At 67.8% G+C, this 7,514-nt stretch carries 9 protein-coding genes; 4 read left to right on the top strand and 5 right to left on the bottom strand.

The window, feature by feature from the left end:
- The coding region (locus tag Q4F73_RS10280) for a choice-of-anchor I family protein (RefSeq protein WP_303359255.1) at positions 1 to 1,296 on the bottom strand (1,296 nt) is incomplete at its 3' end.
- A 156-nt stretch (positions 1,297 to 1,452) separates the two neighbouring features.
- Here Q4F73_RS10280 and ilvA point away from each other — a divergent pair.
- Positions 1,453 to 2,748, top strand: a complete 1,296-nt coding sequence (ilvA, locus tag Q4F73_RS10275; RefSeq protein ID WP_303359254.1) for a threonine ammonia-lyase IlvA — start codon at positions 1,453 to 1,455, stop codon at positions 2,746 to 2,748.
- Here the strand turns inward: ilvA and Q4F73_RS10270 are convergent.
- From Q4F73_RS10270 to treZ, 4 genes are read right to left on the bottom strand one after another with little or no spacing between them, the layout of a single operon-like run.
- Positions 2,745 to 2,984, bottom strand: a complete 240-nt coding sequence (locus Q4F73_RS10270) for a hypothetical protein (RefSeq protein WP_303359253.1) — start codon at positions 2,982 to 2,984, stop codon at positions 2,745 to 2,747. The two genes, ilvA and Q4F73_RS10270, sit on opposite strands and share 4 nt — an antisense overlap.
- Positions 2,981 to 3,694, bottom strand: coding sequence for an AAA family ATPase (locus tag Q4F73_RS10265; RefSeq protein WP_303359252.1), 714 nt, complete (start codon positions 3,692 to 3,694; stop codon positions 2,981 to 2,983). Before Q4F73_RS10265 ends, Q4F73_RS10270 begins: the two co-directional genes overlap by 4 nt.
- Positions 3,691 to 4,383: an AAA family ATPase gene (locus Q4F73_RS10260; protein ID WP_303359251.1), complete on the bottom strand. Its 693-nt coding sequence runs from the start codon at positions 4,381 to 4,383 to the stop codon at positions 3,691 to 3,693. Before Q4F73_RS10260 ends, Q4F73_RS10265 begins: the two co-directional genes overlap by 4 nt.
- Positions 4,384 to 6,099, bottom strand: a complete 1,716-nt coding sequence (treZ, locus tag Q4F73_RS10255) for a malto-oligosyltrehalose trehalohydrolase (protein WP_303359250.1) — start codon at positions 6,097 to 6,099, stop codon at positions 4,384 to 4,386.
- A 41-nt stretch (positions 6,100 to 6,140) separates the two neighbouring features.
- On the opposite strand from treZ, the gene Q4F73_RS10250 reads away from it, so the two are divergent.
- Genes Q4F73_RS10250 through Q4F73_RS10240 form a run of 3 tightly spaced genes read left to right on the top strand, consistent with a single transcriptional unit; the run spans position 6,141 to position 7,385 of the window.
- Entirely contained in the window at positions 6,141 to 6,773 is a 633-nt protein-coding gene (locus Q4F73_RS10250) for a YigZ family protein (protein ID WP_303359249.1), read from the top strand.
- 10 nt (positions 6,774 to 6,783) lie between these two features.
- The gene (locus tag Q4F73_RS10245) at positions 6,784 to 7,017 is read left to right on the top strand and encodes a hypothetical protein (protein ID WP_303359248.1); all 234 of its coding nucleotides are present in this window, start codon (positions 6,784 to 6,786) and stop codon (positions 7,015 to 7,017) included.
- A 2-nt stretch (positions 7,018 to 7,019) separates the two neighbouring features.
- Complete coding sequence (locus Q4F73_RS10240) at positions 7,020 to 7,385, top strand: RNA-binding S4 domain-containing protein (RefSeq protein ID WP_303359247.1); 366 nt, start codon at positions 7,020 to 7,022, stop codon at positions 7,383 to 7,385.
- Positions 7,386 to 7,514: the final 129 nt, after the last annotated feature.

The following is a 7,514-nucleotide window of genomic DNA, read 5'->3' as shown; positions in this document are numbered from 1 at the left end:
GTCGTCGGAACGCCCCTCGAAGTTGGCTTCGGTGTGGTTGGAGTTGAAGTTCTCCGGGCTGGCGTCAGCGGTGATGCGCTCGAACTGGTCGTCGGAGTTGAACACGCGCGAGCCGTTCTCGTCGACGATGGAGAAGCCACGGGCGCCGAAGGAGTAGATCTCCTCGTGGCAGCCGCGCTCGTCGTTGAAGCCGTCGGCGGTGGTGACGGTGAGGCGGCCGAGGTTCTCGTCCTTCTGCAGTTCCGCGATCTCCTCGGCGTTCATGCCGTTGAAGTCCTCACAGAGGGTGAGGTTCTTCACGCGGGACTCCTCGGAGTAGCCCTCCCAGTCGCGGGCGTCGCCCTCGTTGGCGGTGACGACGTAGGTGGTGCCGTCCACCTGGTAGGAGGCGATGGAGTCAGGCTGCAGGATGCCCTTGATGGGCCAGGTGGTGATGTTGATCTCGTCGTCCCGGTCGGAGACGTCCAGCGGAACGACGGAGTGGTCGACGGTGCCCAGCGGCAGGATGTCGGTGACGGTGGCGGACTCGATGTCCACCACGGCCAGGGCGTTGTTCTCCTGGAGGGAGGCGTAGGCGGTGCCGCCCTGGACCGTGATGTACTCCGGCTCCAGGTTCTGGGCGACGGTGCCTTCCGGACCGAACACGCGCACGCCGTCGGGCAGGGCGCCCGGTTCGTTGTAGGCGCGGAAATCGGCGGTGCGGACATCGGCCTGGGTGGCGGCGGCGAGCTCGGTCGGCAGCGCGACGACAGAGACGGAGCCCTCCGGGTCGACGGAGTAGTCCTCCGCCGGCTCACCCTCATTGGCCACCAGCGCCCAGGCACCGTCGTCGGTGATGGTGACCATGTCGGGGAGGGAGCCGACCTCGACGGTACCGAAGGAGTCGAGGGTGGAGACATCGAAGAAGAGCAGGGATCCGGGCAGCGTCTTGTCGGAGGCGGGCTCGACGGTGGCCACCGCCAGGCCGTCGGCACGCACGGCGACCGAGTTGATGACGGTGCCGTCCCCGGCATCGACGGAACCGACCTTGGTCGGGTTGGTCGGATCGGAAATGTCGAGGACGTCGATCTGACCGGATTGGGCGTTGACGGTGAGCACGCGCTGGGTGGCGGCGTGATAGTCGACGATCTCAGCGGCGGACTCGTCGAAGATGCCGGTCTCGTAGCTGCCGATCGGCGCGACGCTCAGGGAGGCGGTGGGTGCCGAATGGGTGATTGCGGCATGAGCGGGGGCGGCGAGGACAAAGCTGGTGGCGACAGCTGCGCACAGTGCGGCGGCGGTACGACGATGAGACACGGCGAATACTCCTGTGGGATTGATCGTTGGTGAACACAGCCATGGTGGTCTGCGCATATGACGTCACGGGCAATACCCGGCCACCGGAAGGTGAACAGTTGGTGACAGCACCCGCGAGGAGTGTGTTCGGCCAGGAGAGGACTACACTGTCTCGACATGAGTGACACCCGGACTGCCGTGCCCACCTTCGAGCCCGTACGCGCCTCGGATATTCAGCTGGCGCAGGCCCGGATTTCGTCCGTCATCGAACCCACCCCGCTGCAGTACTGCCCGCGCCTGTCCGAGGAGACCGGGTGCGAGGTCTACCTCAAGCGCGAGGACCTGCAGGATGTGCGCTCCTACAAGATCCGCGGCGCCTACTACGCCATCGCCAATCTCGATGACGGCCAGCGGGAGGCCGGCATCGTCGCGGCGTCGGCCGGCAACCACGCCCAGGGTGTGGCCTACGCCTGCCGCACCATGGGCATCAGCGGTCGCATCTACGTCCCGAATCAGACCCCGAAGCAGAAGCGGGACCGGATCGCCGTCCACGGTGGCGACATGGTCGAGCTGGTCGTCACCGGCAACACCTTCGACGAGGCCGCCGAGGCCGCGCGTGCCGACGCCGCCGCCCGCGGTGCCACCATGATCGAGCCCTTCGACGCCCGCGACACCATCGTCGGTCAGGGCACGGTCGCTGCCGAGATCCTCACGCAACTGACCTCCATCGGCAAGTCCCTCGACACCGTGTGCGTGCCGGTCGGCGGCGCGGGCCTGCTCGCCGGCGTCGCCAGTTATCTGGCGGACATGGCGCCGCGCACCGCCATCGTCGGCATCGAGCCCGCCGGCGCGGCGTCCCTGCAGGCGGCATTGCGTAACGACGGCCCCGTCACCCTCGACACCGTCGATCCCTTCGTCGACGGCGCCGCCGTCAAGCGCATCGGTGAGCTGACCTACGAGATCGTCGAGCGCAATCAGGGCCGCACCCACGTCATGGATGTGTCCGAGGGGGCCGTGTGCACGGAGATGCTCGACCTGTACCAGAACGAGGGCATCATCACCGAGCCGGCCGGCGCTCTGTCCGTCACCGGTCTCAAGGAGATGAAATTGCAGCCGGACTCCGTCGTGGTGTGCATCATCTCCGGCGGCAACAACGATGTGCTGCGCTACGCCGAGATCATGGAGCGCTCCCTGGTCCACCGCGGACTCAAGCACTACTTTCTGGTGAACTTCCCTCAGGAGCCGGGGCAGTTGCGCCACTTCCTCAACGACATCCTCGGCCCGGAGGATGACATCACGCTCTTCGAGTACCTCAAGCGCAACAACCGTGAGACGGGCGCGGCGCTCGTCGGCATCGAGCTGGGCCGGGCCAGCGACTTCGACCCGCTCCTCGAGCGCATGAACGCCTCACGTATCAAATGCCAGCATCTCAAGCCGAACACCCCGGAGTACGAGTACCTCGTCAACACCTAACGCTTCCGGGCGTGTGATTCCGCCTCCGGTGCCAGTTCTTTGTCGAGAATGTCGGCGATATCGAGGAGTGCATTGCGCTCATCGACGAAGAACCGGTCCTGCATGTACTCCCAATCGGGGATGTCGGCCGTCTGCAGGGCGTCGATGTGCTCGAGAAGCCGTGAGATGTCACGGAGCTGCTGGGCGGCATCTCGGGCCCGGGCGGCGATGGTTTCCGGCGGAAGAACATTGGTCATCCCCGCAGCCTAGTGACGTCGACCATGTAGTCGGCGATGCCGTGCGGATCGGCGAGGAAATCGCGCAGCGCCCGGTAGGAGGTAGTCTCCTCCACGCCGATGTTCTCCAGGATTCCTCCGTCCGCGGTGAACTCGTAGATCCGCGCGCCGGGCAGGGCCAGCAGCACGGGAGAGTGGGTGGCGATGATCAGCTGCGCCCCCGCCTCGGCGATCTGGTGCAGCTCCGCCAGCAGCGTCATCTGGCGGATGAAGGACAGGCCTGACTCGGGCTCGTCGAGAAGAAACAGCCCGGCGCCGTGGAAGCTCTCCTGCACGATGCGCAGGACGGATTCGCCGTGGGAGAGGGCGTGCAGGTTCGTGTCATGGGTGCGGTTGTACTCGGAAGCGACCTCGTAGTGGGATTCGGCGCGGAGGAAGTGCCCGCCCATCGCGCGGGTGCCCTTGAGGAGCGTGGCGGCATGCCGCAGCGGGTTGTCACGTCGGCCGATCTCCTCCCCGAAGGCCCCACCGCGGCTGTTGAAGCCCAAGCTGACGGCGATGCCCTCCAGCAGGGTCGACTTACCGACGCCGTTCTCGCCCGTGAACAGCGTGATCGGACGCCGTAGATCCAGCCCGTCGCGTAGCGCCCGAAAGGCCGGGACGTCGTCGACCCAGGCCGGGGCCTGCGGGTGGAAAGCGCGCCGGTACCCGTGGACGAAGTACTTCCTCATGAGGTGAGGAAGGTGGCCGTGCCCACCGGGTCGGCGGCGAACTCACGGGCCGCGCGGTAGGCCTCGGTGTCCTCCAGGCGGCGCTCGTGGATGCCGTCAGCGTCGACCTCGAGGATCCGCGCCCCGGGGATGGCCAGCAGGATGGGGGAATGGGTGGCCAGGATGATCTGCGACCCCTGTGCGGCCAGGTGGAACAGCCGGCCCAGCAGCTCCAGTTGGCGCAGGTTCGACAGCCCGGCCTCGGGCTCGTCGAGGAAGAACAGCCCGCCGCCGTGGAAGCGCCGTTCGATGAGTGCCATGAGCGACTCACCGTGGCTCATGTGGAGCAGGTCATCCATCTCCGGTCCCAGAGTCTCGTACCAGGCGGCCAGGTTGTAGAAGGACTCCCCGCGGAGGAAGAAGCTGTCGGGGGCGTTACGACGCCGCAACCGCAGGAACTCGTGCAGGGGCGAGACCGACTGATCGAGCACCGCCATCCGCGCATGCCGCGATCCGCCCTCCGGGTTGCAGCCGCTGGCCACCGCCAGGGCCTCCACGAGCGTGGACTTGCCGGCGCCGTTCTCCCCGGAGATGAGCGTGACGGCGGTGGTGAACTCCAGGGGGTGCTCGAGGAGCGCGCGCACCACCGGAAGATCCCGGAGCCAGGTGGGTTCGGGTGGGGCGTCGAGAAGCGCGGCGCGAAGAAACATCTACCGCGCCAGGAGGGCGAACTCCCAGGGGCCCAGGCGCGTGTCGTCGAGGCCCACCTCGGGGGTGGTGAAGGAGTAGATGAGGTCGCCGCCGAAGGGGGCCGTCACCGGCGCGTCCGAGAGGTTGGCCACCAGCATGACATCGTCCCAGCCCATGGCCAGCCAGCTCTCGCCGGTCTCCACGGTGAGCTTGCTCAGATCCGCCCGCGACAGGCCCAGCTCGCGGCGCAGGCGCAGCAGCTGCGTGTAGGCGGCGTGGATCTCCGTCTGCGTCTCGTCGAAATCCCAGTCCAGCTTGGAGGCCTCGAAGGTCGCCGGGTCCGCGGGGTCGGGGACCGCGGCGTGATCCCAGCCGGAGCGCGCGAACTCGCGCTTGCGGCCCTCGGAGGTCAGGCGGTTGAGGTTGTCGTCGGTGTGCGAGCAGAAGAAGGCGAAGGGGGTCTGGGCGCCGTACTCCTCACCCATGAACAGCATCGGGGTGTAGGGCGAGGAGTAGATGACCGCGGCCTTGAGCACCTGCTGGGCAGGGGTGAGATTCATCGAGGGGCGGTCACCGGAGGCGCGGTTGCCGGTCTGGTCGTGGGTGGTGGTGTAGGTGACCATGCGGTGGGCCGGGATGGAGGTCACGTCGACCGGGCGGCCGTGCGTGCGTCCGCGGTAGGAGGAGTAGCAGCCGTCGAAGTAGAAGCCGCCGCGCAGGGTCTTGGCCAGGGCGTCGAGCGAGCCGAAGTCCTCGTAGTAGGCGTGGCGCTCACCGGAGACGATGGTGTGCAGGGCGTGGTGGATGTCGTCGACCCACTGCCCGGCCAGGCCGTAACCGCCGCCGTCGCGCCCGGTGATCAGCCGCGGATCGTTGAGGTCGGACTCGGCGATGATCGACCGCGGGACTCCGGTGCGGGCGGCGACATCATCGGCGACGTCCTGGATCTGCTCCATGATGGAGTAGGCGCCCGTGTCGTCGAGGGAGTGGACGGCGTCCAGGCGCAGGCCGTCGATGCGGTAGTCGTCGAGCCACAGGCGCACGGCGTCGAGAATGAACGCGCGGACCTCGTCGGACTGCTGCCCGGAGATGTTGACCACCTCTCCCCAGCCCGTGGAACCACCGGCGGTGTAGGGGCCGAACATGCCGTTGTAGTTGCCGTCCGGCCCGAAGTGGTTGTACACCACGTCGAGGATGACGCCGATGCCGGCGGCGTGGGAGGCGTCGACCAGCCGCTTGAGGCCGGCCGGTCCGCCGTAGGCCTCGTGGACGGCGTGCCAGGTGACACCGTCATAACCCCAGTTGCGATCCCCGCCGAAGGGCTGGACGGGCATGAGTTCGATGGCGGTGACACCGAGATCCCGCAGGTAACCGAGCTTCTCGACGACCCCGTCAAACGTCCCCTCCGGCGTGAACGTCCCCACGTGGAGTTCGTAGATGACCTGCCCCGCCAGGTCACGCCCCGTCCACTCCGCCTGCCAGTCGAAGGCGTGGTCCACGACCTCACTCATGCCGTGCACGCCCTCCGGCTGGGCCTGGCTGCGCGGATCGGGGAGGGTCTTGGACCAGTTCTCGCCGTCGAAAAGCTCGTAGCCGTAGCGCATGCCCGGTTCCGCGATGCGATCCGCGACCCACCAGCTGCCCGTCTTCGTCATCTCCACCGCCTCATCGGCGAGTCGGAGGCGGACATCCTGGGCGAAGGGCGCCCAGACGGACAACGGTTCATGCACAGTCATGCACCCCAGGCTAACGCACTCGCCGACTACTATCAGACCACATGCAGTACCTGTTGCCCGCCGCCGACCGGACCTGGAGCCACGAGTGGGAGGTCAAGCGCTCCCGATTCCTCTCCCTGGCCCGCCGTACCCCGGATGAGAAGGCCGCGCGTGACTTCATCAACGAGATCCGCGGCCGGTACCCGGACGCACGTCACCACTGCAGTGCCTTCGTCCTGCACGTCGAGAACGCGAACCCCATCGAGCGTTCCTCCGATGACGGCGAACCCTCCGGCACGGCCGGGCGCCCGATGCTCGATGTTCTCAAAGGCTCCGAGCTTCTCGACGCCACCGTCGTCGTCGTCCGCTGGTTCGGCGGCATCAAGCTCGGGGCGGGCGGGCTGGTCCACGCCTACTCTCAGTCCGTCGGGGACCTGCTGCCCCGGGTGCAGCGGGTGACCCGCGCCCGGCGCGAGCTCTACCGCATCGAGGTCCCGCACGCCGAGGCGGGGCGGCTGGAGGCGGAGCTGCGGGCCCGCGGGGTGACGATCACCGACACCCACTACGGGGCGGCGGTCACCCACACGTTGGCCGTGGCACCCGGTGAGCGCGGGGAACTCGAATCGACGCTGGCCGCGCTCACCGCCGGGGCCGTAGTCCCCGTCGAGGCGGGCGGTGCCTGGATCGAGTATTAGGATGGTGCCCATGACAATGCAGCGTCGCCCCAACAACCCGATCGAACAGCGCAAGCAGGCCGTGCGCAAGTACACCCGCAACGCCGCCCTCTCTGTCGGTGGCGGTGTCATCGGCGGTGCGGCCCTCGCGCTGCTGGCCACCAGCTGGACCTGGCTGATCCTGGGTCTGGTCGTCGCCGTGGTCGGTGGCTTCTACAACTGGAACAAGGTGCAGAAGATCGTCAACCACCGCGACAACTACTGATCATGTCCGTGCGCATTGACGTGTGGGTGTGGGCGGTACGCATCTTCAAGACGCGTTCCGATGCCGCCGCCGCCGTCCGCGCCGGGCACGTGAAACTCAACGGGGTGGCCGTCAAACCCGCCCAGCAGGTGGTGCCGGGGGACCGGGTGCGCGCCTGGGTCAACCACCGGGAACTGCACCTCGAGGTGGTGGACACCCCGCGTAAGCGTGTCGGCGCGCCGGTGGCACGCACCTGCTACCTCGACCACTCGCCGCCGCCCCCGCCGAAGGAGATCCTGGCCTCTCAGCCGCGGCGTGACCGAGGGGCGGGGCGGCCCACCAAACGTGAGCGCCGGGAGCTGGATCGGCTGCGGGGCCGGGACGGTTAGTTCAGCAGGTCGCGCACGAGGGGGATGACCGGGCCGTTGGCGAACGGCCAGCCTCGAAGAGCCGCTCCTGCGCCTCGGTCTCCAGAGAGACACCGACGCGATCGGCCTCGACCGCTTCGGCGACGCCGT

Source organism: Corynebacterium sp. (genome assembly GCF_030535495.1).
Taxonomy (GTDB): domain Bacteria; phylum Actinomycetota; class Actinomycetes; order Mycobacteriales; family Mycobacteriaceae; genus Corynebacterium.
The sequence above is the reverse complement of the archived record's forward strand: the minus strand, read 5'-3'. Positions and strand labels throughout refer to the sequence as shown.

What these genes read in the sequence shown, in the direction of transcription:
- ilvA (WP_303359254.1), top strand. Translation starts at nt 1,453, where the DNA reads ATGAGTGACACCCGGACTGCCGTGCCCACCTTCGAGCCCGTACGCGCC.
- Q4F73_RS10245 (WP_303359248.1), top strand. Translation starts at nt 6,784, where the DNA reads ATGACAATGCAGCGTCGCCCCAACAACCCGATCGAACAGCGCAAGCAG.
- treZ (WP_303359250.1), bottom strand. Translation starts at nt 6,099, where the DNA reads ATGACTGTGCATGAACCGTTGTCCGTCTGGGCGCCCTTCGCCCAGGAT.
- Q4F73_RS10250 (WP_303359249.1), top strand. Translation starts at nt 6,141, where the DNA reads ATGCAGTACCTGTTGCCCGCCGCCGACCGGACCTGGAGCCACGAGTGG.
- Q4F73_RS10260 (WP_303359251.1), bottom strand. Translation starts at nt 4,383, where the DNA reads ATGTTTCTTCGCGCCGCGCTTCTCGACGCCCCACCCGAACCCACCTGG.
- Q4F73_RS10265 (WP_303359252.1), bottom strand. Translation starts at nt 3,694, where the DNA reads ATGAGGAAGTACTTCGTCCACGGGTACCGGCGCGCTTTCCACCCGCAG.
- Q4F73_RS10240 (WP_303359247.1), top strand. Translation starts at nt 7,020, where the DNA reads ATGTCCGTGCGCATTGACGTGTGGGTGTGGGCGGTACGCATCTTCAAG.
- Q4F73_RS10270 (WP_303359253.1), bottom strand. Translation starts at nt 2,984, where the DNA reads ATGACCAATGTTCTTCCGCCGGAAACCATCGCCGCCCGGGCCCGAGAT.